The sequence below is a fragment of the Kitasatospora sp. NPDC001660 genome (assembly GCF_053596725.1).
In genome coordinates this window covers 35,044-61,047 of record NZ_JBSFGU010000003.1, presented here as the reverse complement: position 1 = coordinate 61,047, position 26,004 = coordinate 35,044, and the positions used below count along the sequence as shown (strand labels likewise).

Annotated in this window: 20 protein-coding genes and 4 tRNA genes; 15 read left to right on the top strand and 9 right to left on the bottom strand. The window is 74.2% G+C overall.

All coding sequences use genetic code 11. The features are described from left to right. Positions 1-71 precede the first annotated feature (71 nt). From ACWCXH_RS03900 to ACWCXH_RS03890, 3 genes are all read right to left on the bottom strand, one after another. Positions 72-647, bottom strand: coding sequence for an ATP-binding protein (locus ACWCXH_RS03900; RefSeq protein ID WP_449799966.1), 576 nt, complete (start codon positions 645-647; stop codon positions 72-74). A 285-nt stretch (positions 648-932) separates the two neighbouring features. Beyond that, complete coding sequence (locus ACWCXH_RS03895) at positions 933-1,757, bottom strand: glycerophosphodiester phosphodiesterase family protein (protein ID WP_449799718.1); 825 nt, start codon at positions 1,755-1,757, stop codon at positions 933-935. A gap of 79 nt (positions 1,758-1,836) precedes the next feature. After that, positions 1,837-3,171: a purine-cytosine permease family protein gene (locus ACWCXH_RS03890; RefSeq protein ID WP_449799717.1), complete on the bottom strand. Its 1,335-nt coding sequence runs from the start codon at positions 3,169-3,171 to the stop codon at positions 1,837-1,839. Between the two features lie 463 nt (positions 3,172-3,634). On the opposite strand from ACWCXH_RS03890, the gene ACWCXH_RS03885 reads away from it, so the two are divergent. The 6 genes from ACWCXH_RS03885 to ACWCXH_RS03860 all read left to right on the top strand — a co-directional run bounded on the left by ACWCXH_RS03885 (position 3,635) and on the right by ACWCXH_RS03860 (position 9,904). Continuing rightward, positions 3,635-5,518, top strand: a complete 1,884-nt coding sequence (locus ACWCXH_RS03885; RefSeq protein ID WP_449799716.1) for a S1C family serine protease — start codon at positions 3,635-3,637, stop codon at positions 5,516-5,518. A gap of 59 nt (positions 5,519-5,577) precedes the next feature. After that, a tRNA-Ser gene (locus tag ACWCXH_RS03880) sits at positions 5,578-5,665 on the top strand. A gap of 120 nt (positions 5,666-5,785) precedes the next feature. Continuing rightward, positions 5,786-6,613 carry a MerR family transcriptional regulator gene (locus ACWCXH_RS03875; protein ID WP_449799715.1) on the top strand — a complete coding sequence of 276 codons (828 nt, stop codon included), beginning with the start codon at positions 5,786-5,788 and terminating at the stop codon, positions 6,611-6,613. Between the two features lie 189 nt (positions 6,614-6,802). Next, positions 6,803-8,167: an FAD-binding oxidoreductase gene (locus tag ACWCXH_RS03870; protein ID WP_449799714.1), complete on the top strand. Its 1,365-nt coding sequence runs from the start codon at positions 6,803-6,805 to the stop codon at positions 8,165-8,167. A gap of 409 nt (positions 8,168-8,576) precedes the next feature. Next, positions 8,577-8,756, top strand: a complete 180-nt coding sequence (locus tag ACWCXH_RS03865) for a hypothetical protein (protein WP_449799713.1) — start codon at positions 8,577-8,579, stop codon at positions 8,754-8,756. A gap of 377 nt (positions 8,757-9,133) precedes the next feature. Next, on the top strand, positions 9,134-9,904 hold the full coding sequence (locus ACWCXH_RS03860; protein ID WP_449799712.1) for a pyridoxine/pyridoxamine 5'-phosphate oxidase: 771 nt from the start codon (positions 9,134-9,136) through the stop codon (positions 9,902-9,904). A 19-nt stretch (positions 9,905-9,923) separates the two neighbouring features. On the opposite strand, the gene ACWCXH_RS03855 is transcribed toward ACWCXH_RS03860, so the two are convergent. Then, the gene (locus ACWCXH_RS03855) at positions 9,924-10,991 is read right to left on the bottom strand and encodes an EamA family transporter (RefSeq protein ID WP_449799711.1); all 1,068 of its coding nucleotides are present in this window, start codon (positions 10,989-10,991) and stop codon (positions 9,924-9,926) included. Positions 10,992-11,144: 153 nt separating this feature from the next. On the opposite strand from ACWCXH_RS03855, the gene ACWCXH_RS03850 reads away from it, so the two are divergent. Together ACWCXH_RS03850 and ACWCXH_RS03845 are read left to right on the top strand one after the other, a co-directional pair. Next, the gene (locus ACWCXH_RS03850; RefSeq protein ID WP_449799710.1) at positions 11,145-12,017 is read left to right on the top strand and encodes a DUF1906 domain-containing protein; all 873 of its coding nucleotides are present in this window, start codon (positions 11,145-11,147) and stop codon (positions 12,015-12,017) included. A 283-nt stretch (positions 12,018-12,300) separates the two neighbouring features. Continuing rightward, positions 12,301-13,962, top strand: coding sequence for a long-chain fatty acid--CoA ligase (locus ACWCXH_RS03845; RefSeq protein ID WP_449799709.1), 1,662 nt, complete (start codon positions 12,301-12,303; stop codon positions 13,960-13,962). Positions 13,963-14,033: 71 nt separating this feature from the next. Here the strand turns inward: ACWCXH_RS03845 and ACWCXH_RS03840 are convergent, their stop codons facing one another. Beyond that, the gene (locus ACWCXH_RS03840; RefSeq protein ID WP_449799708.1) at positions 14,034-17,414 is read right to left on the bottom strand and encodes a PAS domain-containing protein; all 3,381 of its coding nucleotides are present in this window, start codon (positions 17,412-17,414) and stop codon (positions 14,034-14,036) included. Positions 17,415-17,591: 177 nt separating this feature from the next. On the opposite strand from ACWCXH_RS03840, the gene ACWCXH_RS03835 reads away from it, so the two are divergent. The 6 genes from ACWCXH_RS03835 (at position 17,592) to ACWCXH_RS03810 (ending at position 20,714) form a co-directional block, all read left to right on the top strand. Continuing rightward, a tRNA-Ser gene (locus ACWCXH_RS03835) sits at positions 17,592-17,685 on the top strand. Positions 17,686-17,865: 180 nt separating this feature from the next. Then, positions 17,866-17,941, top strand: a tRNA-Arg gene (locus tag ACWCXH_RS03830). 31 nt (positions 17,942-17,972) lie between these two features. Next, positions 17,973-18,048, top strand: a tRNA-Arg gene (locus ACWCXH_RS03825). Between the two features lie 187 nt (positions 18,049-18,235). Further along, positions 18,236-18,850, top strand: a complete 615-nt coding sequence (locus ACWCXH_RS03820) for a hypothetical protein (RefSeq protein WP_449799707.1) — start codon at positions 18,236-18,238, stop codon at positions 18,848-18,850. Positions 18,851-19,075: 225 nt separating this feature from the next. Continuing rightward, complete coding sequence (locus tag ACWCXH_RS03815) at positions 19,076-20,332, top strand: SPFH domain-containing protein (RefSeq protein ID WP_449799706.1); 1,257 nt, start codon at positions 19,076-19,078, stop codon at positions 20,330-20,332. A 58-nt stretch (positions 20,333-20,390) separates the two neighbouring features. After that, positions 20,391-20,714 carry a C40 family peptidase gene (locus ACWCXH_RS03810; RefSeq protein ID WP_449799965.1) on the top strand — a complete coding sequence of 108 codons (324 nt, stop codon included), beginning with the start codon at positions 20,391-20,393 and terminating at the stop codon, positions 20,712-20,714. Positions 20,715-20,781: 67 nt separating this feature from the next. Here the strand turns inward: ACWCXH_RS03810 and ACWCXH_RS03805 are convergent, their stop codons facing one another. From ACWCXH_RS03805 to ACWCXH_RS03795, 3 genes are all read right to left on the bottom strand, one after another. Beyond that, positions 20,782-22,974, bottom strand: a complete 2,193-nt coding sequence (locus ACWCXH_RS03805) for a hypothetical protein (protein ID WP_449799705.1) — start codon at positions 22,972-22,974, stop codon at positions 20,782-20,784. A 185-nt stretch (positions 22,975-23,159) separates the two neighbouring features. Continuing rightward, positions 23,160-23,465, bottom strand: a complete 306-nt coding sequence (locus ACWCXH_RS03800; RefSeq protein WP_449799704.1) for a hypothetical protein — start codon at positions 23,463-23,465, stop codon at positions 23,160-23,162. A 128-nt stretch (positions 23,466-23,593) separates the two neighbouring features. Next, positions 23,594-24,559: an aldo/keto reductase gene (locus tag ACWCXH_RS03795; RefSeq protein ID WP_449799703.1), complete on the bottom strand. Its 966-nt coding sequence runs from the start codon at positions 24,557-24,559 to the stop codon at positions 23,594-23,596. Between the two features lie 153 nt (positions 24,560-24,712). On the opposite strand from ACWCXH_RS03795, the gene ACWCXH_RS03790 reads away from it, so the two are divergent. Next, positions 24,713-24,910 (top strand): hypothetical protein, encoded by a 198-nt coding sequence (locus tag ACWCXH_RS03790; RefSeq protein WP_449799702.1) that lies wholly within the window; start codon positions 24,713-24,715, stop codon positions 24,908-24,910. A gap of 60 nt (positions 24,911-24,970) precedes the next feature. Here the strand turns inward: ACWCXH_RS03790 and ACWCXH_RS03785 are convergent, their stop codons facing one another. Then, on the bottom strand, positions 24,971-25,984 hold the full coding sequence (locus tag ACWCXH_RS03785; RefSeq protein WP_449799701.1) for an endo alpha-1,4 polygalactosaminidase: 1,014 nt from the start codon (positions 25,982-25,984) through the stop codon (positions 24,971-24,973). Positions 25,985-26,004: the final 20 nt, after the last annotated feature.

The window sequence follows — 26,004 nt, the reverse complement described above, 5'->3', positions numbered from 1 at the left end:
GCTCCGGGAAGCCTACTGACGTTCCCCCGGCGCACGGGAACGCGCCGGGGCGGACACCTGGACGACGGGCCCTAAGCGCTGCGGGCGTCACCGCCGGTGCGCCGGGCGTGCCGCGCGCGGGCGGGCAGCGCGGCCCAGACCGTCACCTCGCCGGGCGCGTCGCGCACGCCCCAGTCGCTCGCGAGCTGGTCGACGATGCCCAGGCCGCGGCCGCCGCGCGAGGTCAGCGAGGGGCTGGCGGGCTGGGGCCTGGTCGGCGCGCCGCCGTCGGTGACCTCCAGCGTGAGCACGCCGTCCGCGTGCATCTGCCAGCGGACGAGCACCCCGCCGTCGTCATCACCGGACTGCTCGGCGTCCCGGCCGGCGGGCGCACCGGCGTGCGGCCCGGAGGGGACGCCGACCAGCACCTGGTCCACGACCTCGGCCCGGGCGCCGCGCCCGAGCGCCGGCAGCGGGCCGAGCGGCCGGGCATACCGGCACGCATTGCTCAACAGTTCGGAAAGGATCAGTACGGCATCATCAATGACCGGTTCCGGTATCTGCCGATCACCCAGATCTCGACGCAGTCGGCGCCGTGCGACCCCGACACTCGCTGGGCCGTGCGGCACTGCCATGGTCGATGAAGTCGGCACTTCACGCGCCACCATCAACGCCACCCCCGGACCTCCTTCAGCGTATGCCGAGGGATGGATGCCCCTTGGTAATGCGTCGGAAACGAGTGCGCGACGATCCCGCGAGCCCATTTCGAGCGGTGCGACGGAGGGTGGGCGGGAGGTCATTCCCCGCTCACCCTCTGTCGCACGATCGAATGATTTCCGACAATGAACGTGCGCGGAAGGTTTGAGTGCCGACCGGAGCGATCAGGTTCCGACAGGACGTCCGGGGGCCGCCGGGACCGTCACCCCGGGACCGTCACCCCGGCCGCCCCCGCCTCACCGGCCGAGCTGCGCCAGCACCTGCGCGGGCTTGTTGGTGATGATCGCCGACACCCCGAGCTCCAGGCACAGGTCCACGTCGGCCGGCTCGTCGACCGTCCACACGTGCACCTCGTGGCCCAGCTCGCGCAGCCGCGGCACCAGTTGCGGCTTGGCCCGCACCAGCTCGATGCCGGGCCCGGCGATCCGCGCCCCACCGGGCAGCGGCCTGCCTTCGCGCAGCTGCCCGAGCAGCGGCAGCATCCGCTCGATCAGGAACACGCGCTGGTGTTCCGGCGCGGCCGCGGCCACCCGGTTCAGCGCGATCGAGGAGAAGCTCATGATCCGGGCGGACGGGCGGTCGCCCTCGCGCGTGCCGGAAATCTTGAACCGTTCGAGCATCCGCAGCAGCTCGGCCTCGACCCGGCCGCGGAAGCGCACCGGGTGCTTGGTCTCGATCGCCAGGTCCACCGGGCGTCCGCAGTCCACGACCAGCTCCAGCAGGCGCTCCAGCCGCAGCACGCCGCGCAGTTCGGGGTCGGTGCTGGGCCGGCCGGTCTTCCAGGCGCCGAAGTCGTACGCCTCCAGCTCGGCGAGCGTCATCGCCGAGACGGTGCCCCGGCCGTTCGAGACCCGGCCGATGCGGCGGTCGTGCACGCAGACCAGCTCGCCGTCGGCGGTCACCCGGACGTCGCACTCGACGGCGTCCGCGCCCTCGTCGAGGGCGCGCCGGTAGGCCGCGAGGGTGTGCTCGGGAAGGGCGTCCGAGGAGCCGCGGTGGGCGACTACCTGGACGGGCGGGGCGGTGCGCGGGGCCACCGGAGACAGATCTGGGCTGGTCACACCGCCAACGATAGGCGGCGCGGGTAACGCCGAGGCGAAGCCGGTCCCAACCTGCGGGGCCGGCTTCGCCTCCGGTCCGTCAGTGCTGCGCGGCGCGCCGGCTCAGCGGAGTGAGCGCCCAGGTGACCAGCGCCGGCACCGCGAAGGCGAACAGCGAGGCCGACGTCCACTCCTGCGGGGTGAAGTGCAGCGCCTCCTGGGCGGAGGTCCAGAAGTCGGTCCACCAGCCGGCCACCGGGGTCGGTGCGATGAACTGGTAGACGGCGAAGCCGAGTACCCACGGCAGCAGCATCAGCCAGCGCGAGGGCGCGTCGTCGGAGAGGTTCCAGCCGCCCCGGCCGGCGCCGAAGAAGTAGTCCACCGCCAGCACGGCCAGCAGTGGCACGAAGACCGAGCCGATCAGGCCGAGGAAGTTGGTGTAGGTGTCGGTGAACTTGTCGATCCGCAGCGCCAGCACGGTGGTCAGCAGGCCGATCGCGCCGGACAGCACCCGGCGGTCCGCCCGCGGCAGCAGGTTCTGCACCGACATCGCGGTCGAGTACACGTTGGCGAAGGACTGGTCCGTCTCGCGCAGCACCAGCACCAGCAGGAACAGCCAGCCCGCCCAGACGCCGAGGAAGGAGTCGAAGATCTTGTTCGGGTCGCCGTCCGACTGCAGCAGTGCCATCAGGCCCAGCGCGTAGCACCACACCTGCGCGACGGTGTAGCCGGAGAAGCTGCCCCAGAACGCCGAGCGCGGGGTGCGCGAGTGCCGGGTGTAGTCGGCGGCGAGCGGGACGAAGGAGATCGACACCGCGATCATCGCGTCGGTGGCGCCCAGGAAGCCGTGCCAGTTGCCCGCGCCCGGGTCGGGCACGCCGTGCCGGCCCAGCTGGACCGTCAGGTACACCATCGCGACGGCGACGGCGCCGGCCACGAAGCGGCGCAGCACCCGGATCGAGCCGAGCGGCCAGATGGTCAGCGCGGTGGTCAGCCCGCCCGCGAGGAGGACGAACAGCCACCGGTAGCCGTCGGTGTGGGCGACGGTCTGCGCGCCCGCCGCGATCGTCAGCAGCTCGAACACGCCCCAGCCGACGCACTGGACGATGTTCAGCACCGTCGGGACGTACGACAGCCGGGTGCCGAACAGCCCGCGCAGGCTCGCCATCGCCGGCGCGCCGGTACGGGCGCCGATCAGCGCGGCCACGCCGAGCATCGCGGTGCCGACCGCGGTGCCGGCCACGATCGCGGTGCCGGCGGCGGCCAGGGACAGTTCGCTGCCCGGGGCGCCGAGCACGGTGGCGGCGGTGGAGAAGCCGATCAGGCTGACGCCGAGGTTCATCCACAGCGCGAAGTGGTCGCGCAGGCGCAGCGTGCGCGGCGGCTCGGTGTCGAGGACGAGCGGTGCCTCGGCCTTCTCCGGACGGTCCGGCACCGCGGTCGCGGTGTGAACGGTCGTGGACGATTCGGAGAAACCCTTGGACGAGGGCGCGCCCGAAGAAGAGGATGGCGAAGCAGGCGGCATGGCCGATACTCCCTACGCCGGCATTACCCGGACAGGTTCCGGCGGTCAGCGCCCCCTCGACGGTCCGCCCACGATCCCGTGGCGTACGGTCGACCAGCGCACTCTCAGCCTGGAAGGTCCAAGCTCCCGCGTGTCAGTTTGGAGCGACAGGCTAACCGGCACCGGGGCGAACGCCCAAGGCCAGGGGGTGTGCGGTCCGCATCGCGGGACGTCCGGCGGGGGTGGGGGAGCTTCCGCCGGGAAGGTGCCGTCGAGCGGATCCGTCGGTCCCGCCTAAGGATTCTTATGAGTTCTTCAGAGGGGTCCTTACGGCAATCGAATCGGCAGTGCGAAAAACTATGGTCCTTGGTTCTGTCAGCTATGGAGGTCGTCCGTGAGCACCGAGCGCGAGGTTGGGCCCGCCGGGCCGCAGGGGGAGCAGCCCTCGGGCAGCGAGGCGGCCGTGTCCGCAGCCCCGGCTGCGGACGGGCACAAGCCGACCATGGCCTTCGGCAGGGTTCCCGAGCCCGAGGCCGCCGCGGCCGCTCCCGCCGCCGAGCCCGAGGCCGCCGCGGACGCGGCGGCGGCCGATGGCGGGCACAAGCCGACCATGGCGTTCAGCCGGGTGCCCGAGCCGACGGCTCCGGCCGCCGAGGCCCCCGCGGTGGCCGCCCCGGTCGAGGGCGGGCACAAGCCCACCATGGCGTTCACCAAGGTCCCCGCACCGGAGGCCGCCCCGGCCGCGCCCGCCGCACCTGTTGAGGCGCCCGCCGCACCCGTCGAGGCGCCCGTCGCCGAGACCGGCTACATCGACGCTCCGCCGCCGGTCCTGCCGCCGGCCCCGGCCGCCCCCGTCGCCCCGGCCGCCCCCGTCGGCGAGGCCGCCCAGGCCCTGCCGCCGGGCGCCAACCCGTACGCGACCCCGACCCACGGCGTTCCCGCCGCCGGTGCGCACGACCCGTACGCCGCCACCGGCCCCCAGCACCCGTTCGGCGCGGGCCACCCGCTCGGCGGCTGGGGCGCGGCGCACGACACCACCGCCGCCCACGGCATGCCCGGCTACCCGGGCGGCCCCGGTGCCCCCGGTGGTCCGCTCGGCTACCCGGCGGACTACCCCGGCGGCTCGGCCGGCCCCGGCGGTCCCCGGAAGAAGCGCGGCGGCCTGGTCGCCCTGATCGCCGCCGTGGCGCTCGTCGCGGGCATCGCCGGCGGCGCGGTCGGCGTGGCCGTCTCGGGCGGCAGCAACTCCGTCGCCACCGCGGACGACCACCGCAGCACCACCATCCAGGCGAGCAACACCCAGAAGAACGAGCCCGCCCCCGGTTCGATCGCCGCCATCGCGCAGAAGGCGCTGCCGAGCGTCGTCACCATCAAGGCGCAGAACAGCAGCGAGTCGGGCACCGGCACCGGCTTCGTCTTCGACACCGAGGGCCACATCCTCACCAACAACCACGTGGTCGCGCCCGCCGTCACCGGCGGCGGAGGCAAACTGACCGTCAAGTTCGCCGACGGCTCCTCCTACAACGCCTCCGTGCTCGGCCGCGCCGAGGGCTACGACGTGGCCGTCGTCAAGATCGACAACCCGCCGAAGGAGAAGCTGGCCCCGCTCACGCTGGCCGACTCCGACAAGGTCAACGTCGGCGACGCCACCATCGCGATCGGCGCGCCGTACGGCCTGGAGTCCACCGTCACCAGCGGCATCATCAGCGCCAAGGACCGCCCGGTCGCCTCCGGCGACGAGACCGGCGGCCAGGCCTCGTACATGAACGCCCTGCAGACCGACGCCTCGATCAACCCCGGCAACTCCGGCGGTCCGCTGTTGGACTCCAGCGGTGCCGTCGTCGGCATCAACTCGGCGATCCAGTCCAACGCCTCCGCCAACGGGCGGGCGGGCAGCATCGGCCTGGGCTTCGCCATCCCGATCAACCAGGCCAAGTGGGTCGCCGACACCCTGATCAAGACCGGCAAGCCGGTGTACGCCAAGCTCGACGTGCTGCGCAACGACGACTACAAGGGTGACGGCGCGCAGATCCAGACCCGCGACAGCCAGGGCCAGCCCGCCGTCACCCCCGGCGGCGCCGCCGACAAGGCCGGCCTCAAGCCCGGCGACGTCATCACCAAGCTCAACGGTGCCCCGATCGAGAACGGCCCGGCGCTGGTCAGCCGGATCTGGACGCACAAGCCCGGCGAGACCGTCGACGTCGAGTACCAGCGCAACGGCCAGACCATGACCACCAAGGTCACCCTCGGCTCGCGGGAAGGCGACATCCCCAGCTGACCCCGCCGCGAAACCGTGTGCACCGAACCCCGCCGGACCCGTTAGGCTGACCTCCGCCTGGAGAGCTGCCCGAGCGGCCTAAGGGAACAGTCTTGAAAACTGTCGTGGCGTGACCCGTCACCGTGGGTTCGAATCCCACGCTCTCCGCCGGTAGGGGAAAACACCTGCTCAGGGCGGGTGCCGACGATCGTTCGGCACCCGCCTTCGCGTTTCCCGGACAGCGGCGCTTGACCCTGACACCGTGGAAGGCCGTGCACTGGAAGCACCATGTTGACCATCGGAGACTTCGCCAAGTACGGCCGGGTGTCGGTGCGGATGCTGCGCCACTACGACGCGATCGGACTGCTGCGCCCCGCCCGGGTGGACCCGGTCAGCGGCTACCGCTTCTACGAGGCGGCCCAACTCGCCCGGCTCAACCGGGCGATCGCGCTCAAGGAGCTGGGCTTCACGCTCCAGCAGGTGCGGGCCGTCCTGGACGAGGAGGTGGACGCGACCGAGCTGCGCGGGATGCTGCGGCTGCGGCGCGCCGAGCTCGCCGAGGCGATCGCGGCGGACACGCGGCGACTGGCCCGGGTGCAGGCGAGGCTCCGGACGATCGAGAGCGAGGGGACCATGTCCACGCACGATGTCGTGGTGAAGCCGGTGCCATCCGTCCGGGTGGCCGAACTGAGCGCGGTGGCGGCGAGCTACCAGCCGGAGGACATCGGACCGGTGATCGGCCCGCTGTTCGCGGAGCTGTGCCGCCGGCTGGCGGCGGCGGGGGTGGCCGAGACCGGCCCGGCCGTCGCCTGCTACGAGGAGGCCCCGGAGGGCGGCGGCGCCGTGCTGGTCCGCGCCGCGGTCCCGGTCGGGCCGGGCGTGCGGGCGGGGGAGCACGACTTCGACGTCGTCGACCTGCCCGCGCTCGACCACGCGGCGACGGTCGTCCACCGCGGCTCGATGGAGGACGCGGTGGGCAGCTTCCAGGAGCTGGCCCACTTCATCGAGGCCAATGGCTACCGTTCCACCGGCTACGCCCGCGAGCTCTACCTGGAGTGCCCGGACGACCCGGCCCACTGGGTGACCGAACTCCAGGAACCCGTCGAACCGCAGTAGCCCCGACACGGCCCCGCCGGGTTCGCCCGCCGGGGCCACTCGCCCTGGTTCCGTCCCCGCCCCCTCCAACCCCCACCCGCCCTCCGGCGGAGCCGTACCCCACCGTCCGTCGGTCGGGGCCCACTTGCCGGGTCTCCGCGTGCCGGGCAGAGTGCGGGGGACGGCTGCGGACGGTGAGCGGAGGCGGCGATGGGTGATCTGACGGATCGGCTGGCGCAGGGGCTCCCGCCCGGGGCGGTCGTGGTGGACGTGGACGTCCTGGATGCCTACCGCCACGACATGGCCGGGTTCTGCGCCGCCGGGACGCCCGCCGCGGTCGTCTTCCCGGAGACCGTCGAGCAGGTGCAGCACGTCCTGCGGACCGCCACCGACCTGCGCGCCCCGGTGGTGCCGCAGGGCGCGCGGACCGGGCTCTCCGGGGCGGCCAACGCCGTCGACGGGTGCGTCCTGCTCTCCCTGGTGAAGCTGAACCGCATCCTGGAGATCGACCCGGTGAACCGGATCGCGGTCGTCGAACCCGGCGTGGTCAACGCCGAACTCTCGCGCGCCGTGGCCGAGTTGGGCCTGGCCTACCCGCCGGACCCGTCCAGCTGGGAGTCCTGCACGATCGGCGGCAACATCGGCACCGGCGCGGGCGGGCTGTGCTGCGTCAAGTACGGGGTCACCAGCGAGTACGTGCTCGGGCTGGACGTGGTGCTCGCGGACGGGCGCCTGCTGTCCACCGGGCGCCGGACGGCCAAGGGCGTGGCCGGGTACGACCTGACCCGGCTGCTGGTCGGCTCGGAGGGCACGCTGGGCGTGGTGGTCCGGGCGGTGCTGGCGCTGCGGCCGGCCCCGCCGCCGCAGTTGGCGCTGGCGGCGGAGTTCCCGAGCGCGGACGCCGCAGGGGCCGCGGTCTGCGAGGTGATGGCGGGCGGTCTGACCCCGTCGCTGATGGAGCTGATGGACGCGGTCAGTGTGCGGGCCGTCAACGAGCTGGGGCGAATGGGGCTGCCGGAGTCCACCCAGGCGCTCCTGTTGGTGGCCTTCGACGGGCCGGACCGGGCCGCCGAGCTGGCCAGGGTGGCCGGGCTGTGCCGGGCGGCGGGGGCGACCGAGGTCGTGCCGGCCGAGGACGAGGCGGAGTCGGAGCTGCTGCTGGCGGCCCGGCGGCTGGCGCTGCCGGCCCTGGACCGGCTGGGGACCACGATGATCGACGACGTGGCGGTGCCGCGCTCGCGGCTGGCCGAGATGCTGAACGGTGTCGCGGCGATCGCCGAGCGGCACGCGCTGACCATCGGCGTGGTGAGCCACGCGGGGGACGGCAACACCCATCCGATCGTCATCTTCGATGCCTCGGACGAGGAGGAGGCGGCCCGGGCGCAGCGCTCCTTCGACGACATCATGGCGCTCGGGCTGGAGCTGGGTGGCACGATCACCGGTGAGCACGGCGTCGGGCTGCTCAAACGGGACTGGCTGGCGCGTGAGCTGGGGCCGGTGGCGCTGGACCTCCAGCGGCACCTGAAGGCGGTCTTCGACCCGCTGGGAATCCTCAATCCGGGCAAGATGGTCTGATGTTCCGACGGCCTCAGTATCATTTCTGAATGATGGTCTTAAAAAGACGCCGAATGTCGACATGGGTGGGTTGTCGAACCTTTTGGCGGCGCGTTCCCATTTCTGTGCGCCGGGGGTGGTGCGGCGATTTTTCCGTACGCCCTATCGCGCCGCTTCGTGCGGTGCCGTGCCGGGCGGCTGCGCGGGTGAACTCCCAGCTCAGTGCGGGTGTTTCGGTGCGCTCTCCGGCTGGTGGGCGGTTATGCGGAGCCTTGCTGGATATCACGCTAACGGGCGAAAACTGCTCCACGGGGTGGCGCTTTGTCGATTTGTTGCGGAAGTCTGTCCCTCGGCGCCGCAGCCCGAGGTGTTCGCCTGGTCGGCGAACTCCCGCACACATTGCACGATTCACAGTTCCTTGGAGGCTTTCATGGCTCGCATCCACACCCGCCGGGCGGCCGGCTTCCTGGTCGCCGCCCCGCTGGTGGTCGGCCTGCTGCTCGCCGGTGCCGGCGCCGCGGCGGCCGACAACGGCGCGGCGGCGGGTGCCGGCTCCAACGCCGACTCCAACGCCGGCGTCGACGTCGTCTTCGCGCCGATCTTCCGCTGATCCGGGCGCACTCCACCGCCGGCGGGGGCGCCGGAGGTGGGTGGCCGCGGGCGAGCTGAACACCCGCGGCGGGGCTCGAAACAGTCGAGATGGATCAACAAGCGCATGACCGGCCAGCGGAAAGGGTCGCCGCGAACCGGCCGCGTGGGCGGTGCCGTCACCGGCACCGCCCACGCGTGCGTCCGGGCCCCGGGCCCGTCGCCGCGCCGGCGCAGGTCGCCACCGTCATCCGTCCGGGTGCGTACAGCCAGGGCCCGCGCCCGGAGTCGTCCGACGGCGGCGGTACGGTTGCGCCCGACAGCACACCGCGCGCGCCCGGGTCCAGGAAGGCCCGGTCGGCCGTGGCGGCGGACGCGGCGACCGGAAGGAAGGACGCGATGGCAGCGGAGGAGGAGGGCCTGACCGGCCCGGGCGAGGCCAGGCCTGCACCCGGCCCGGATCCGAGGCCCGAGTCGCGGGACGAGCACCGGCCCGGGCCGAGGTCCGTGCCGGAGCTGCTGCTCGGCCGCCCGCCGATGGCCCGGCCGCTGCCGACCTTCGACGCCGAGGCCGCCCCCGCCGAGCCCGGCCCGCTGTTCGTGGACTGGCTCGCCACCGCCCTCGCCGCCGGCGTGCTCGACCCGCAGGTGGTCACCCTCTCCACGGTCGACGCCGACGGCCTGCCGGACGCCCGGGTGCTCGTGCTGCGCGACGTCGACGCGAGCGGCACCGGCTGGGTGTTCTCGGCCGCGGCCGACAGTCCGAAGGGCCGTCAGCTCGCCGACCACCCGGCCGCCGCGCTGACCGTCTACTGGCCGCAGCTGGGCCGCCAGGTCCGGGTCCGCGGCACCGTCGAGCGGGCCGCCGACCTGGTCGCCGCCGCCGAGTTCGCCACCCGCTCCCCGGCCGCCCGGGTGGGCGCGCTGGTCGGGCGCCAGAGCGAGCCGCTGGCCTCGCTGGAGGAGTACGACGAGGCCGTCGCGGTCGCCCGCCGCCGGCTGGAGGCCACCCCGGACGCCGTCGCCGCCGGCCACGCCGTCTACACGCTCTGGGCGCACGAGGTCGAGTACTGGCAGGGCGACGCCGAGCGCCGCCACATCCGGCTCCGCTACACCCGTACCGGCCCGGTCCGCACCCCCGAGTGGTCGCGCACCCTGCTCTGGCCCTAGCCGGACGTGTCCTGGAGGCTCACCGCCGCCCGGTCAGCGTCGCGCCGACGCTGGCCGCCACCACGCAGCCGATCCCGGCCAGCTGCGGCGCGCCCAGCAGCTGGCCCAGCACCACCAGGCCGACCAGCGCGCTGACCGCCGGCTCCAGGCTGACCAGAACGCTGAACACCCGCTGCGGCATCCGCCGCAGCGCGGTCATCTCCAGCGCGTACGGGATCACCGGCAGCAGCAGCGACACCCCGGCCACCGAGGCGAGCAGCACCACCGGCGAGGCGCCGGGCGAGGTCAGCCCGTGCCAGGCCCCGCCGAGCCCGAACGGCGCGAGCGTGAGCGCGCCGACCGTCATCGACACCGCGAGGCCCTGGAAGCCCTGGAACGTGGCGCCGACCTTGTCCGTGAACAGGATGTACACCGCGTAGCAGGCGGCCGCCCCGAACGCGAAGAGCAGGCCGACCGGGTCCAGCGAACCGCCGCCGTCGCCCTCGCCGAGCAGGGTCAGCAGCGCCACCCCGGCCGCCGCGAGCAGCGCCCACAGCAGGTGGCTCGCCCGGCGGGCGAAGACCAGGGCGACGGCGAGCGGGCCGAGGAACTCGATGGTCGCCGCGGTGCCCATCGGCAGCCGGTCGACCGCCCCGGCGAACAGGAAGGTCATCCCGGCCGAGGCCGTTCCGAGCAGGGCCGCCGCGGCGAGGTCGCGCGGACGCTTGTCGCGCAGCTTCGGCCGGGTGGCGGCGAGGAGGATGACCGCCGCGAAGCCCAGCCGCAGGAACGTGGTGCCGCTGACCCCGAGCGGGCCGAAGAGCGGCTTGGAGAGCGCGATCCCGGTCTGCACCAGGAACATCGCGGCCAGACACAGAAGCGGCGCCGGGATTCTCTCCGGGCGCCGCAGGAACTTGGGGAACCGGCCGGTGGGCCGGTCGAGCCGGAGGTCGGGTGGTGCCGCGGGGCCGGGCGCCTCGCCTCGTCGCCAGCTGCCGCGTTCGCCGGCGGGCTCGCCCTTGGGGGCGGGCGGCATGGCAAGGGCCTCGGCGACGGCCGCGGTGGCCGGCGTCGGGGCGACGGTTTCGCTGGGGTTGGAGGTGGGCATGCTGACGAGTTTGCCGTAAGGAGTGCAGTACCAGCAAGCTCGTTACGAAAATCGGGACGGATGCGGACGGGGTGCCCCGAAAGGGTGGGACCGTGCGGGGGCGGCGGCGTGGTTGCCACGTTCATCCGATGGTCCGTCAGTATCAAGGCTGGCATGCGCTATCTCCGCCCCACGGCCATCGTCGCCGCCGCCCTCGTGTTCCTGCTGGCCATCGACGGGACGGCCGTGAGCGCCGGGGCCACCGCCCCGGCCGCCGTCGCCGTTCCCCGCATCCGGGCGCTCAGGCTGCCCGACCGCGAGGGCCCGCCCGAGGCCCGGGACGGCTACAGCGGCCCCGCCTTCGACGCCTGCACCGCGCCGTCGCTGAGCGTCATGCAGGAGTGGTGGGACCATTCCGCGTACGGTGCGCTCGGCATCTACACCAGCGGCTCCCAGCGCGCCTGCGCGCAGACCCGGCTGACCGCCGATTGGGTCAGCCAGGCGCGGGCGATGGGCTGGCGGTTCCTGCCGGTGCACGTCGGGCTCCAGGCGCCGTGCAGCGCGCTCAACGCCAAACCGATGCGGATCGACCCGGGGCAGGCGGTCGAGCAGGGCCGGTCCGAGGCCGCCGAGGCGGTGCGCGGGCTGCAGACGCTCGGGTTCGACAAGGGCAGCCCGGTCTACCTGGACATCGAGGCCTACCCGATGAGCGACCCCGGCTGCGGCCAGACCGTGGTCAACTTCGCCCTCGGCTGGACGCAGGGGCTGCACGACGCCGGCTTCCGCTCCGGCTTCTACTCCAGTCTCGAGTCCGGCATCGCCGACCTGGCCGCCGCGGCCTGGGCCGGCAGCTCCCCGCTTCCGGACGCCGTCTGGTACGGCCGCTGGGACGGTCACGCCGACACCGCCGCGCCCGCCCCGCTCGGCGGCGACCTGTGGGTCTACCACCAGCGCGTCCACCAGTACAACGGCAATGTCAAGGAGACGTACGGCGGCGCGACCCTCAGCATCGACCGCGACTACGTCGACGGCCCCACGGCGGCTTAGGCCCCAGAAGCTCCCGAGGCCCCCGCCCCGAGGCCCCCGAGGCCCCCGTGGCCCCGGCCGCCGAACGGCAGCCGGCCCCGGCCGAGGCAGTCCCGGCAGGTCTCCGAGCGGTCCGGGTCCCGCGCGCCCGGTGCGCGCCCGTTCCCCGCGCGTGATCCGTGCAACGGGGCCGGGATGCTGACAGCGGCCGGACGGAACGGCACAATCGGGCACGCCCGCGTCCATTACCGTCCGGTAGGTGCCGCAGGCGCACCCGCCAGTGCCGCCAGGTCAAGGAGGCCCCGTGTTCAGCACGATGCAGGACGTACCGCTCACCGTCGCGAGGATCCTGGAGCACGGGTCCACGATCCACGCCCGGTCCACCGTCACCACCTGGGACGGCACCGGTCCGGTCGTCCGGACGTACGCCGAGGTCGGGGCGCGGGCCGCCCAGCTCGCCTACGCGCTGCGCGACGAGCTGGGGGTCACCGGCGACGACCGCGTCGGCACGTTGATGTGGAACAACGCGGAGCACCTGGAGGCCTACCTCGCCGTCCCCGCCATGGGGGCGGTGCTGCACACGCTGAACCTGCGCCTGCCCGCCCAGCAGCTGTCGTTCATCGTCAACCACGCCGCCGACCGCGTGATCATCGTCAACGGCACCGTGCTGCCGTTGCTCGCCGCCGTCCTGCCGGACCTCGACCCCACGCTCAGGCACATCGTGGTGAGCGGTCCCGGCGACCGCTCGGTGCTGGCCGGCTTCGCGGGCACCGTCCACGAGTACGAGGACCTGATCGCCGACCGGCCCACCGCGTACCCGTGGAGCACCGAGATCGACGAGCGGCAGGCCGCCGTGCTCTGCTACACCTCCGGCACCACCGGCGACCCGAAGGGCGTGCTCTACAGCCACCGCTCGGTCTACCTGCACTGCCTCCAGGTGAACACCGGCGACAACTTCGCCTTCACCCCGCGCGACACCGCGCTGCCGGTCGTCCCGATGTTCCACGTCAACGCGTGGGGCATCCCGCACGCCGCCTACATGTCCGGCGCCAACCTGCTCATGCCGGATCGTTTCCTCCAGCCCAAGCCGATGGCCGAGATGATCGCCGCCGTCCGGCCCACCGTCAGTGCCGCCGTCCCCACCATCTGGAGCGGCCTGCTGGACGAGCTCGACGCCGGCGACTACGACACCTCCAGCCTGCGCATGGTGGTCATCGGCGGCAGTGCCTGCCCGCCGTCGCTGATGAAGGGCTTCGAGGAGCGCCACGGCATCCGCGTCATACACGCCTGGGGCATGACCGAGACCTCGCCGCTCGGCTCCTTCGCCCAGCCGCCCGGCGGCCTCACCCCGGAGGAGGCGTGGCCCTACCGGATCACCCAGGGCATCTTCCCGGCCTCCGTCGAGGCCCGGCTGATCGGCCCGGGCGGCGAGCGGATGCCGCACGACGGTGTCGCCGCGGGCGAGTTGGAGGTGCGCGGTCCGTGGATCGCGGGCGCGTACTACGGCGGCGACGGGCAGGACCCGCTCCGCCCGGACGACAAGTTCTCCGAGGACGGCTGGCTGCGCACCGGCGACGTCGGCACCATCACCGCCGACGGCTACCTGACCCTCACCGACCGCGCCAAGGACGTGATCAAGTCCGGCGGCGAGTGGATCTCCTCGGTCGACCTGGAGAACCAGCTGATGGCCCACCCCGAGGTGGCCGAGGCCGCCGTGGTCGCCGTCCCGGACGAGAAGTGGGGCGAGCGCCCCCTGGCCACCGTCGTGCTGCGCCCGGGCGCCATGGCCGGGCTGGGCGAGCTCCGGGCCTTCCTGGCCGAGCGGGTCGCCTCCTGGCAGCTGCCGGAGCGCTGGTCGATCGTCGAGTCGGTGCCGAAGACCTCGGTCGGCAAGTTCGACAAGAAGGTGATCCGGGCCAGCTACGCGGCAAACGAGCTGGACGTCACGGTGCTCGGCAAGGGGTGACCGGCGGCGCGGCGAGGGCCGGCCACCCCGTCCGAACGGGGTGACCGGCCCTTTCGCGTACCGGTCGGCCGTCAGCCGGCGGCGGCGACGCCCGCCTCGCCCATCGCGCCGATCCGCCCGAGCAGGTCGACGATCCGGGACTGGACGTCCGCGCTGGTCGAGCGCTCGGCGAGGAACAGCACCGTCTCGCCGGTGCGCAGCCGGGGCAGCTCGCGCGGGTCGAGGTCCACCGAGGTGTAGACCACCAGCGGGGTCCGGTGCAGCCGGTCGTTGGCGCGCAGCCAGTCCAGCAGGCCGACCCGGCGGCGGCGGATCTGGAGCAGGTCCATCACCACCAGGTTCGGCTGCACGCTGCTGGCCCGGGCGACGGCGTCGTTCTCGTCCACCGCGTGCTCGACGTGCATGCCTCGCCGCTCCAGGCTGTTGATCATGGCGGAGGCGATGTCCGGGTCGCTCTCGACCAGCAGGACGCGCGGGGCGTGGTGCTCGCCGTCGCGCGGCGCGAGGGCGCGCAGGAGCACAGCCGGATCGGCGCCGTACGCGGCGTCCCGGGTGGCCTGCCCGAGGCCGGCGGTGACGAGCACCGGGATCCGGCTGTTGAGCGCCGCGGTGCGCAGCGACTGCAGGGCGGTGCGGGTGATCGGGCCGGTCAGCGGGTCGACGAAGAGCGCGGCGGGGAAGCCGGCGACCTGCGCGTCCACCTCCTCGCGGGAGCGGACGATCACCGGGTGGTAGCCGCGCTCCTGGAGGGCCTGCCTGGTGGCCGGGTCGGGCTCGGGCCAGACCAGCAGTCGGCGCGTGCCGGGGTCCTCGCCCGCGGGCTTCTCCAGGTTCACGCTGCCGGCGGCGGGCAGCTCGGCCACCGGGCGCGGGGCGGTGCGGGCCTCGGCCGGTACGGGCGGCTGCGGCGCGACGGCCGGCATCGGCGGGGGGCCGAGCGGACGCGGCGGGGCGAGCTCGCCGAGGCCGGTGCCGACAGGTCTGGGAGCGGCGTCCCCGGGGTTCTCGGCGGCGGGCAGTGCGGGGCGGGCGGGCTCCAGCGCAGTGGAGGGCACGGGTGCCGCGGGCGTCTCCGGGCCGGGGCCGGGCGGGACGGCCAGGCGCCGGCGGCGGCCGGTCGGCGCGGCGGCCGGCTCGGGCAGGGCGGGCGCCGGACCGGCCGGGAGGGCGTGCTCCAGGCCGGGGTAGACGGGGGTTTCGGGCACGCCGGGCAGGGCGAGGGCGCCCGAGGAGGAGTCCTCGGAAGCCTCCCGGGCGCGGCGGCGCCGGGGCCTGGTCTCGCCGGTGGGGGTGCCGTCCGCGGGTGTCCCGGTGCTCGGGGCGTCGCCGGTGCCCGGGCCGAGGGCGAGCGGGCCGCGCGCGGCGGGGCGCTCCTGCGGGCCCTCGCCGTCGACCGGGACGGCGTAGGCCGGGCCGGAGCGGCCGTCGTCCTTGCCCCACGGGTCGCGCTGCGCGCCGTCCGGGCCGGGCAGGCCCTGGCGCCCGTACGCGGGGTCGTTGCCGGTGCCGTTCCACTGCTCGGGGACGGCCCGCTCGATCCGCGCGGGGGCGTTCGGCCACTGGTCGGCCGGAGTCTCGGGGGAGTCGGGGGCCGGGGTCTCGGCGGCGGGCCGGCCGCGACGCCCGCGCCGCTCGGGGGCCGGCTCCTCGGCGGGCGCGCGGTCCGCCTCGGCGTCTGCGGCGGGCTCGGCAGGGCGCTCGTCCTCGGAGCGGCGGGCGGCGGGCAGCTGCGGGATGCCCGGCAGGTCGGGCAGGTCGGGCAGGACGGCGCTGTCGCCCTCCTTGGGCCGGTCGGAGCGGCCCTCGGCGGCGGCGCGCTCCGCGGCGGCCTTCGCGGCGGCCGGGTCCAGCGGCAGCTCGACGACGTACGTGGTGCCGGCCTTGCCGGGCAGCTCGTGCGGCTGGAGCACACCACCGTGGCGCTCGACCACTGCGCGGGCTATCGGCAGGTGGACGGGGCTGCCGCCGCGCCCGGGGCCGCGGATCTCGACCCGGGCGACGTCGCCGCGCTGGGCCGCCGCGAGGACGACCAGCGGGGGCTCGTCGGCGGACGGGGGCAGTGCCGCCCCTCCGCCGTTGCTCAGTCCCGTGTTCAGTCCAGGGGAGGGCGTGGTCGGGGCGTCCAGCGAGAGGCCGACGCCGCTGACGTCGGCGACCAGGTGGGCGATCGCCTGCGCGAGGCGCCGTTCGTCGGCGATCACCTCGACGCCGGCGGCGTGCACCGAGAAGCGCACCCGGCCCGCGCCGACCAACTCCCCGGCGTCCTCGACGGCCCGCCGCACGACCTTGTCCAGCGCGACCGGCACCCGCTGCTGGGCGGCCTTCCGCTCGCCCTGGCCGCCCTTGCCCTCGGCCCCGCCCCTGCCGTCCGACGGTGCGCCCTCACCGGCCTCGGAGCGCTGGTGGGCGAGCACGCCGTCGATCAGCCGGCCGAAGCGGCGGCACTCGTCGGCGAGGCGGCGCAGCGTCCAGTTGGCCTCCGGCCACAGCTGCCCGGCCGGGTCGGCGGCGAGCGTGTCCAGACGCTGGTTCAGCGCGGTCAGCGCGCCGCCGAGCTCGCTCTCCAGGACGGCGGTGAGGTGCTCGTTGCGGGCGATCAGGGCGAGTTCGCGGCTGCGGTCGGTGAAGGTCATCACCGCGCCGACCAACTGGTCGCCGTCCCGGACCGGGGCGGTGGTGAGGTCGACGGTGACCGGGCGGCCGTCCTTGCGCCACAGCACGGTGCCGCGCACCCGGTGCTTGCGCCCGGAGGTCAGGGTGTCCATCAGCGCGGACTCCTCCAGCGCCAACGGGGTGCCGTCGGCCCGGGAGTGCTGGATCAGCGGGTGCAGCTCGCGCCCGCCCAGCTCGCTCGCGCGGTACTCCAGGATGTGCGCGGCGGCCGGGTTGACCAGCACGCAGCGTCCTTCGAGGTCCACGCCGAGCACGCCCTCGGCGGCGGCCCGCAGGATCATCTCGGTCTGCTTGTGCTGGCGGCGCAGCTCCGCCTCGACCCCGAGCCGGCTGGAGAGGTCCCGGACCAGCAACAGGAGGAGGTCGCTCGCGGACGGTGAGCGGGAGCTCTCGCGGTACGGGTCGTACGGGACGAGCGGGGAGAGCGCGTAGCCGCGGCCCTCGCCGGCGCCGTCGTCGGCGAAGTCGTTGCCGGAGACCTCGACCGGGAGGGTGGTGCCGTCGGTGCGGTGGGCGGTCATCCGGACCGGGCGGTCGAGGGTGTCGTCCTCGCGGGCGGCCGGACGCATCGAACCGGGGATCCGGCTGGGGTCGAACTCGGGCAGCAGGCCCAGCAAGCCCATGCCGACCAGCGAGGTGCCCGGTGCCTGCAGCAGCTGGACGGCTGCGGCATTGGCATCGACGACGGTGCCGTTGCTGTTCACCAGCAGCAACGCGTCGGGCAGGGCGTCGAGTATGGCGGCGAGGCGAGCAGCGCCTCGGATCGGCCTGCTGCTCACGTCGACAGGTCTCCTCGGCTCAGGGCAGCTCCTCCGGAATCGGCAGTATCTCATTCTTCTTTGCGGTGGGGACGACCCGGCTAGTAACGTGGGCGGTGGTTGGTGCCGGACCCCACGGGTGTGGCATCATCACAGGCACACGGAACGCGTCCGCCAAGCGGATGCGTCCCTTGTGGAGGAGGCTTCGCCTAGTCCGGTCTATGGCGCCGCACTGCTAATGCGGTTTCGGGGTTATTCCTGATCGAGGGTTCAAATCCCTCAGCCTCCGCCAGCCGGGAGCCCCGCCGACGATCTCGTCGGCGGGGCTTCTCGCATGTCCGGGCCTGTCCGGGCACGTCCGGGCACGTTTGGGCGCCGGTCCCGAGGGGGCCGGATCAATCGATTTCGTCCTACGTCGCAGGTCATGTAATGTTGTTCCCGCAACGCCACGGAGACACGTTCACCGGGGCGAGCGCTCATAGCTCAACGGATAGAGCACTTGACTACGGATCAAGAGGTTGCAGGTTCGAATCCTGCTGAGCGCACCAACCTCCGCAAGATCGGGTTCGCCCGTTCCTTGCGCTCATAGCTCAACGGATAGAGCACTTGACTACGGATCAAGAGGTTGCAGGTTCGAATCCTGCTGAGCGCACCAGCAAGAAGCCCCCGGCCATCGGCCGGGGGCTTCTTTCGTGTCGGGGATCTCCAGGCGGCCGAACGGGTGGGACACGGCCAAATGCGCAGGTGTCGGGGTATGGCCAGCTCAAGGTCGTGATTCCGTTTTGTCGCATCTTGTGCCCGGACTGCCCGCCACCCGGCAGCCGACCGCGAAGGAGAGTCGGATGAGCCGACAGTTCCCCCGCACAGCTGCCGCCCTGGCCGCCCTCACCGCCGGGCTCCTCATCGCCTGGAGCCCGCCCTCGGCGGCCCAGCAGTCTCCCGACACCTGGAGCGCGGAGCACCGCGCCGTCCTGCCCGCCGGCCTCTCCGTCCAGTTCGGCCTCGCCACTTTCCCGGGCTTCGACGCCACCGCCGAACCGGCCGACAGGGCCGTGACCGCTGACGTCCGGCCGCGGATCCGCGGCGAGGACGCCGTCGCTGAGGCCTCGGTCGAGGTCCGTGAGGGGGACACGCCGCTCTGCCGCGCCCCGGTCGAGCGCAGCGGCGACTGGAACTGCCGCCCCGGCGGCCCGCTCGCCGCGGGCGCGTACAGCCTCACCCCGGTCGAGACCACCAGCGGCGGCGTGGTGCTGCGCGGCGAGCCCGTGCGGATCACCGTGAAGACGGCGCCGCCCGCCGCTTCGCCCGTGGGGGCGGACACTCCCCGGGTGGCGGCCCACGAGACCGGGCCTGCGCGGTGGCGCACCAGGCTCGCTGGTGGCCTGCTGCTGCTCGCCGCGATCGGGCTGATCACTCGCCGGGTGTTCGCCCGAGGGCCGGGTGCCCGACGGCGCTGACCTGCTCCGGAACGTCCGGGACCTTCCGGCGGCCATTCGACATCACCCCGACCATCCGATCATGTGTCTGCGCATCAGGTCGACTTCAGATGATTCGTCAGTAAATATCGACACACTGTGGTTTAAATGTCGCATTTGATGACGTATGAACTTAGCCTGACTCTGGCACTGCCCGTCAGATCCGGGCCGCCCGTTGCGCGACACACCGACCCCGAGGATCCGTGCATGGACGTCACCCGCGATTCTTCGCAGCGACCCGACCACCTGCCCAAGACGCTCCCGTCGGCACTGCCGGAACGGTTCGTCATCGGCGCGAGCGCGTCGGCCAAGCCCGCCGAGACGGCCGGTCCGGCCGACCGCGGCCCGGCCACCACCCCCCTCGCCGTCGTCCCCGGACCGGCGTCCGGCAGAGCCGACCTGCGCGACCCGCTGGAGACCGCCGCGCCGGAGACCGTCGAGCTCCCCGACGCCACCCCCGCCGGCGGCATCGTGGCCGTGACCTCCCGCCGCCCCCCGCGCGCCGACCAGGCACTGCGCGAGCACGTCGCCACCGCCCTGCCGGGCTGGGGGGCGCTGTTCGCGGTGCTCGTCGGCGTGGCCGGCGTCCTCGCGGTGCTGCTGCACGACGGCGTCATCCCGTACTGGGACGCGGTGCCCGACCTGCGCGGCAGCACCACGCGGGAGAGCGGCCGGGCCGACGTGGACACCGCGTCGGTCGTCGCCGTGAGCGCCGCCGGGCTGCTCGTCGTGTACGCCCTCGCCGGGCTGCTGGCCAACGCCGGCGGCGAGACCCGGGTGCTCACCCGCTGGGGCCGTTACCGCGGCACCGTCCGCAGCACCGGCCTGGTCTGGGTCAACCCGCTGCTGCGCCGCCGCCGGGTGGACGTGCGGCTGCGGCACTGGCGCAGCGAGCTGGTCAGGGTGGTCGACCGCACCGGCACCCCGATCGTCGTCCGGCTGCTGGTCGTCTGGCGGGTCAAGGACACCGCGCGGGCGCTGCTGGCGATCGACGACCATGAGAGCTACCTGCGCGAGCAGGTCCAGGCGGTCCTCACCCGTACCGCGTCCGCCCTGCCGTGCGACAGCAACGCGGCGCCCGGGCCCGCGCTGCGCGACGGGCAGTGGTTCGCCGACGAGCTGACCCGGGCGCTGGCCGCCGAGGCCGCTCCGGCGGGTCTGGAGGTGTACTCGGTGCAGCCGCTGGCGCTGGACTACGCGTCCGAGGTCGCCGAGTCGATGCGTCGCCGCCGGCTGGCCGACCTGGACGCGGGTCTGCGGACGGTGCTGGTGGACGACGCGGTCGAGGCGGCGGCGCTCGCCGTCCGGCGGCTGGAGCGTGCGACCGCGCACGAACTGGACGAGGCCGCCCGCAGCGCGCTGATGGAGCAACTGCTGGTCGCCTTCGTCGCCCCGGCCGGAGTGGCCGCCTCGGTGCCGCCCCCGGCCGCCCGGGCCGGGCGGAAGGAAGGACGACCCGCATGAGGACGGCCATCGGCGCGTACGCCGCACGGAGTCGGCCGTCGACTACGCGCTCGCCCAGCTGGGCAAGCCGTACGTCTGGGGCGGCAACGGCCCGTCCGGCTACGACTGTTCGGGGCTCGTCCAGCAGGCGTACCGGCGCAGCGGGATGAGCCTGCCGCGGGTGGCCGACGACCAGTACGCGGCCACCACGTCGATCAGCGCGGGGCAGTCGCGCCGCGGCGACCTGGTGTTCTGGTCGGACAGCGGGCGCGCCTCCGGGATCCACCACGTGGGGACATACCTGGGCGGCGGCACGTTCGTGGAGGCGCCGCGGCCGGGTGGGGCGGTGCGGATCTCGACGCTGAACGGGGGCTACTCCCCGACCCACTTCGGTCGGCCGTAGCCTCGGTGGCTCCGGGCCCCCGGCGGCGTGCTGCTGCCGGGGGCCCGGCCCTTTCGGGCGGCGGCGGTCAGCCTCCGGTGCGGCCGAGGGCCGCGGCGGCGTCGGTGCGGCCGGTGTTGTAGACGGTGCGCAACTGCTGCTTGTCCCAGTCGGCGGCGAGGCCGTCCGGGTCCGGGTGGCCGTGCTCGCGCCGCCACTGTTCGACCATCGCGATGACGCCTTCGTGGCCGCTGCGGCCGTCGGGGCCGGTGAGGGTGTTCCGCTCGATCCGGCCGGCCGCGGCGGCGTCGATCGCGTCGAGGGCGCCGCTCTGCCAGTCGGCGATGCCGGCGGCCAGGACCCGCCGGGTCAGTTCGCCGAGGCCGGGGCCGGGGACGAGCTTCAGCGGGACGTCGAGGCCGGTGTACAGGCCCTTGGCCTTCCAGGCGGCGACCTTGGCGGCGTCGTCGCGCTGGTCGAGCACCGCGTCTGCCTGGACGGCGTCGAGCACGCCGAGGGCGACGGTCGAGTTGGCGAGCAGTCCCTTCCACTCCGGTTCGGAGGCGTCCGCCGGGAGGCCGCCGATCCGCTCCGCGATGTGCGTCAACTCGGCCTGCTGGATGCCGTGGTGGGCCTCGGGGAGATCGGCGAGGCCGCGCAGGGTGCGGATCAGCGGGCCCTTCTCGACGGCCATCCGCACCTCGCCGGTGCGCTCGTCGGTCCACACGCCGGAAGCCGCGGCGGCGGCGTGGTCCTTGGCGGACCTGCTGGTGCCGGAGAGGACGGCGTGGGTGTCGGCGGCGTAGTCGGCGAGGGCCGCGGCGACGGGTGCGTGCAGACCGGGCGGGAGGTGCTCGTGGCCGATGCCGGCGTCCAGCAGGGTCACGGTGTCCCGCATCACCCGGGCCTGGGCGGCGGTGTGTGCGTGGAACCCGTCCGGGTGGGTGCCGGTCGCGGCGGCCTGGACGGCGAGCCCGAGCGCGTGGTGGCCCCGGACGTGAGCGCCGGCCACCAGCTCCTCGGGCCAGCGGCGGCCGCGCAGGAGGTAGGCGAGGTGGTCGCCGCGCCGGGGGTCGCCCGGGTCCAGGAAGGCGGTGGCGGCGGCCGGGTTGTGGCCGAGGGCGGCCAGCAGGCCGGTCACCGGGTCTCCGCCGCGGCCCTCGCCGAGGTGGTCCCAGGCGGGCTCGGTGCTGTCGGGGGCCCAGAGGAGCTGCGGGGACACCTTGGCGGCGTGTTCGGTGGCCAGCAGGCCCTCGCCGTAGGCGCTGAGGAAGCCGGACGCGTACCGGCCGGAGTGCAGCAGGGCGCTCATCAGGTGGTAGCCGGTCGGCACCGGGCCGCCACCGGGGCGGGGCAGCTGCTTGGGGCCGAGGCGGAGGATCTCCTGCTCCCAGGCCCGCATGGCCGGGTCGGTGCTGTGGGTGGCGGTGCCGAGGACGGTGCCGAGCGAGGACTGGAGCCGGCGGAGGGCTTCGGTGCGACCGCGGTCCGAACCGCGGGACAGGGAGGGGTCATTGAGGTCGCGCCAGAGTTCGAGAGCGGGGCGCGGGCCGAGCGTGGTGGTGAACTCGGCGGCGAAGGCGGGGTCGTCGGCGTGGGCGGTGAGCAGGGCGTCGAGGCGGGTCAGCTCGTCGGGGGTGAGCGCGGCGCGCTTCGCCGCCAGGGTGAGGGCGGTGCCGAGGTCCGCGCGGGCCTGGCGGGCCTGGGCGAGGGTGTGGCAGCCGTCCGGGCCGAACGGGCGGTCGCCCGGGGCGGGTGGGGCCGAGCGCAGGGCCCAGGCGGCGGCCTCGTCGGCCTCGGTGGCGGCGCGCAGGGCGGACTCGATGCGGCCCGCCAACTCGGCGACCGTGCGGCGGCGTTCGGGGAGGAAGACGGCCTGGTACTCGGGCTGGTGGCGGGCGGACTCGTCGTCGTGCAGCGGGTGGACGTCGGTGACGGTGCCGGTGGGGGAGACCCGGAGGTGGGCGGCGGGGGCGTCCTCGTCGGCCAGGCGGACGAGGCGGCGCTGGGCGTCGGTGAACTGGCCGGCGGCGTCGGCCAGCAGGGTGCCGAGATCGGCGGACTCCTGGCTCGCGGCGGTGAACTGGCCGGCCACCTCGGCGATCAGCGCGTGGGCGGCGGTGGCCGCCTCGCCGTCCCAGCCCTCGGCCAGCGGGCCGGTGATCTCGCCGTCGAGCCGGTCGCGCAGGCCGAGGTAGCGGGCGCGCAGGGCGGTCCACTCCTCGGCGGCGGCGGTGAGGGCGTCGAGGCGGGTGGAGCGGACGGTCTCGTAGCTCAGCACGGCTGCTTGCTCCTCGCCGGGCGGGGGGTGGTGGGTGAGGGAGGTGCGGGGGTGGGCGGGGTACGGGCCGGAGTCGGCGGGGGCGTTCGTGGCGGCGTTCGCGGTGGCGTGGTGGGCGGGTGAGCCGGAGCGATGGGTGGCGGGGGCGTTCGTGGTGGCGGGGTGGGGACGTGGGGTGGCACCGGCTACTCCTCGGTGGCCAGGGTGCGGTCGGTGGCGGCGTACCGGGCGCCGGTGGCGCGGAGGCGGTGGGCGAGGTCGTGGAGGATGCCGCCGAAGGCGGTCACCTGGTCGTCCCAGCGGGCGGCGCGGGCGCGGAGTTCGGGGCCGGTGCGCCAGCCGGCCAGGGCCGTGTGGGCGGTGGTGGTGTGGTCGCGGGCGGTGTCGTCGGCGGCGGTGAGGCCGGCGTGGAGTTCGTCGACCGTCCCGGCGTGGGCGGACAGGTCGGACGGGGAGACGGCGAAGCCGCCCCCGGCGGGTTGGTCGGGCAATCGGGCCCCCGGGCTGCGGTGGGTCGGTCGGGCTCGACCCATGGTGGCCCGGGAACGGCCGCGGGCCGTGTGCCCGCCACCCGGACGGGCGGCGCGCGCACGGCCCGCAGGGGCGCGCGGTAGTGGCGTCAGGCGGACGCCTCGTCCAGCAGCGCCGTCTGTTCGGGGGTGAGCTGCAGCGAGGCGGCGGCCAGCAGCGGCGGGAGCTGCTCGACCGTGCGGGCGCTGGCGATCGGGGCGGCGACCGTCGGGCGGGCGGCGAGCCAGGCGAGGGCCACCGTGGCGAGCTCGACGCCGTGCTCGGCGGCGACCTTGTCCAGGGCCTCCAGCACCCTGGGGCCGCGCGGGTCGTCCAGGTAGCGCGCGGCGCCCTCGGAGCGCGCACTCGCCACCCCGGGGCCGCCCGGGCGGTACTTGCCGGTGAGGAAGCCGGAGGCGAGCGCGTAGTACGGCACGGTGGCGAGTCCGTGCTCGGCGACCACGTCGGCCAGCGGGCCCTCGAAGGTGCCGCGCGAGACCAGGTTGTAGTGCGGCTGGACGGCCACGTACCCGGCCAGGCCCTCGCGCTCGGCGAAGGCCAGCGCCTCGGCCAGCCGCTCGGCGCCGATGTTGGACGCGGCGACCGCGCGGACCTTGCCCTCGCGGACCAGCTCGTCCAGTGTGGTGACGAACTCCTCGACCGGGGTGTCGTCGTCCCGGTGGGTGTAGTAGAGGTCGATCCGCTCGACGCCCAGGCGCCGCAGCGAAGCCTCCGCCGAGGCCTTGATGTTGGCCGCGCTCAGGCCGCTCGCCTCGGGGTGCATGCCGACCTTGGTGGCGATCACGACGTCGTCCCGGTTGCCGCGGCTGCGCACCCAGTTGCCGATGATCGTCTCGGACTCGCCGCCGGTGTTGCCCGGGGCCCAGGCGGAGTAGACGTCGGCGGTGTCGACGAAGTTGCCGCCGGCCGCCGCGTAGGCGTCCAGGACGGCGAAGGACTGCTCCTCGTCGGCCGTCCAGCCGAAGACGTTGCCGCCCAGGGAGAGCGGGTGGACGCTGAGGTCGGAGTTGCCGAGCCGGACCCGGCGTGCGGCATCACTGTGGTTACCGGTCATGGTCGCAGTCAACGGGATCACCCCGTGCGGCATTCCGGGCTTCGGGCGGTCTTCACGCGGTTGTCGTAGCGCTGTTGCACGTGCGGGTGGTCCGGGGCCGCGGGGAGGGTCCGGGGTGTCGGGCCGGCCGCCGGATTCGTTAGAGTCCCTGCCATGGCTGACAACGACTACGACCCCGCCGGCAGCACCCAGATGTTCCGGGCGTTCGTCGACGAGACCCCCGCGCCGCAGAGCCCCGGCTCCGTCTCCACCTACGGCCGCAGCAGCGGCAACCGCACCGGCGTGATCGCGCTGATCGCCGTCATCGGCCTGGCCGTGCTGGGCGGTGTCATCTGGCTGGCGGTCAAGTGACCCTCGCGCGGGTGACCCCGGTCCGGGTCACCCGCGCGACGGGAGGCCGCCGCGGGCGGCTCAGCAGGGCTTGCGCCAGGCGTTCAGGTCGAGCTTCTTCTGCATCGAACTGAAGCCGAGCGCCTTGGCCTTGTCGCAGAACTGGTCCGTGTCGACCTTGTACTCGACGTGGAAGACCGCCTTGCCCGCCTTGACGAACGGCTCCACCCGGTCGCACTCGTCGTACTGCGAGCACTCCTCGTTGACGGCGAAGTCGAAGTCGCCCAGCAGCGCGGGGATCTGGTCCAGGTCGTTCTTCAGGCCGATCGCCAGGCCGCGCTCGTGGGCGAGCTGGGCCAGCATGCGGTTGTACCGGATCTGGTCGTCACCGGTGAGCGGGAAACCGCTGTTCTGGTTGTAGGCCTCGATGGTGTCCGGCTCGATGGCGTCGAAGCCCTTGCTCCTGCACATGTCGAAGCGGGCGGCCATCAGCGGCTTGAGCTGGTCGACCTTGCGGATGTCGAACCACTTCTCGCCCTTCCAGCCGGTGTCCGAGCCCTGCAGGGCCTGGGCGAAGGCGGCCGCGTCGGGGCGGAAGTTCTCCCAGGAGCCGGCGTTGATGTAGCAGATCACCTTGCGGCCCTTGGCATGCAGCGCGGCGACCACCGAGGCGTCGTTCTCGAAGCCGTCGATGTCGTAGACCGGCACGTCCACCGACTGGTCGACGTTGCCGCCGAGTTGCCACTGCCAGGCGAGGCCCGGGGTGGGCTGCCAGCGGGCGCCGGACGGCGGCGGGGCGGTGGTGCCGCCGCCCGGGGTGCCCGGAGCGGACGGCGTGCCGGGGGCCGACGGCGTGCTGGGCGTGCCGGTCGGCGTGGGCGTGGCGGGAGCGCTGGGGGTGCCCGGGGCGCCGGGGGTCGCGGTGTCGCTCGGGGTGCCGGGAGTGCCGGGAGCGGTCGCCGCGGGCGGCTTGCTCGGGGGGTCCTCGGCCGACGGGCTGTGGTCGTCCTCGGAGCCGGAGCTGCCGCACGCGGTGGCCAGCAGGGCGGTGGTGAGGGCGATGGCGGCCGGTAAGGGCCGGGTACGGCGGTTCACGGTTGTCGAACTCCGGATCT

Coding starts and splice junctions, on each gene's coding strand:
- ACWCXH_RS03900 (WP_449799966.1), bottom strand. CDS start 647: ATGGTGGCGCGTGAAGTGCCGACTTCATCGACCATGGCAGTGCCGCAC.
- ACWCXH_RS03795 (WP_449799703.1), bottom strand. CDS start 24,559: ATGACCGGTAACCACAGTGATGCCGCACGCCGGGTCCGGCTCGGCAAC.
- ACWCXH_RS03855 (WP_449799711.1), bottom strand. CDS start 10,991: ATGCCCACCTCCAACCCCAGCGAAACCGTCGCCCCGACGCCGGCCACC.
- ACWCXH_RS03870 (WP_449799714.1), top strand. CDS start 6,803: ATGGGTGATCTGACGGATCGGCTGGCGCAGGGGCTCCCGCCCGGGGCG.
- ACWCXH_RS03860 (WP_449799712.1), top strand. CDS start 9,134: ATGGCAGCGGAGGAGGAGGGCCTGACCGGCCCGGGCGAGGCCAGGCCT.
- ACWCXH_RS03865 (WP_449799713.1), top strand. CDS start 8,577: ATGGCTCGCATCCACACCCGCCGGGCGGCCGGCTTCCTGGTCGCCGCC.
- ACWCXH_RS03815 (WP_449799706.1), top strand. CDS start 19,076: ATGGACGTCACCCGCGATTCTTCGCAGCGACCCGACCACCTGCCCAAG.
- ACWCXH_RS03820 (WP_449799707.1), top strand. CDS start 18,236: ATGAGCCGACAGTTCCCCCGCACAGCTGCCGCCCTGGCCGCCCTCACC.
- ACWCXH_RS03790 (WP_449799702.1), top strand. CDS start 24,713: ATGGCTGACAACGACTACGACCCCGCCGGCAGCACCCAGATGTTCCGG.
- ACWCXH_RS03850 (WP_449799710.1), top strand. CDS start 11,145: ATGCGCTATCTCCGCCCCACGGCCATCGTCGCCGCCGCCCTCGTGTTC.
- ACWCXH_RS03875 (WP_449799715.1), top strand. CDS start 5,786: ATGTTGACCATCGGAGACTTCGCCAAGTACGGCCGGGTGTCGGTGCGG.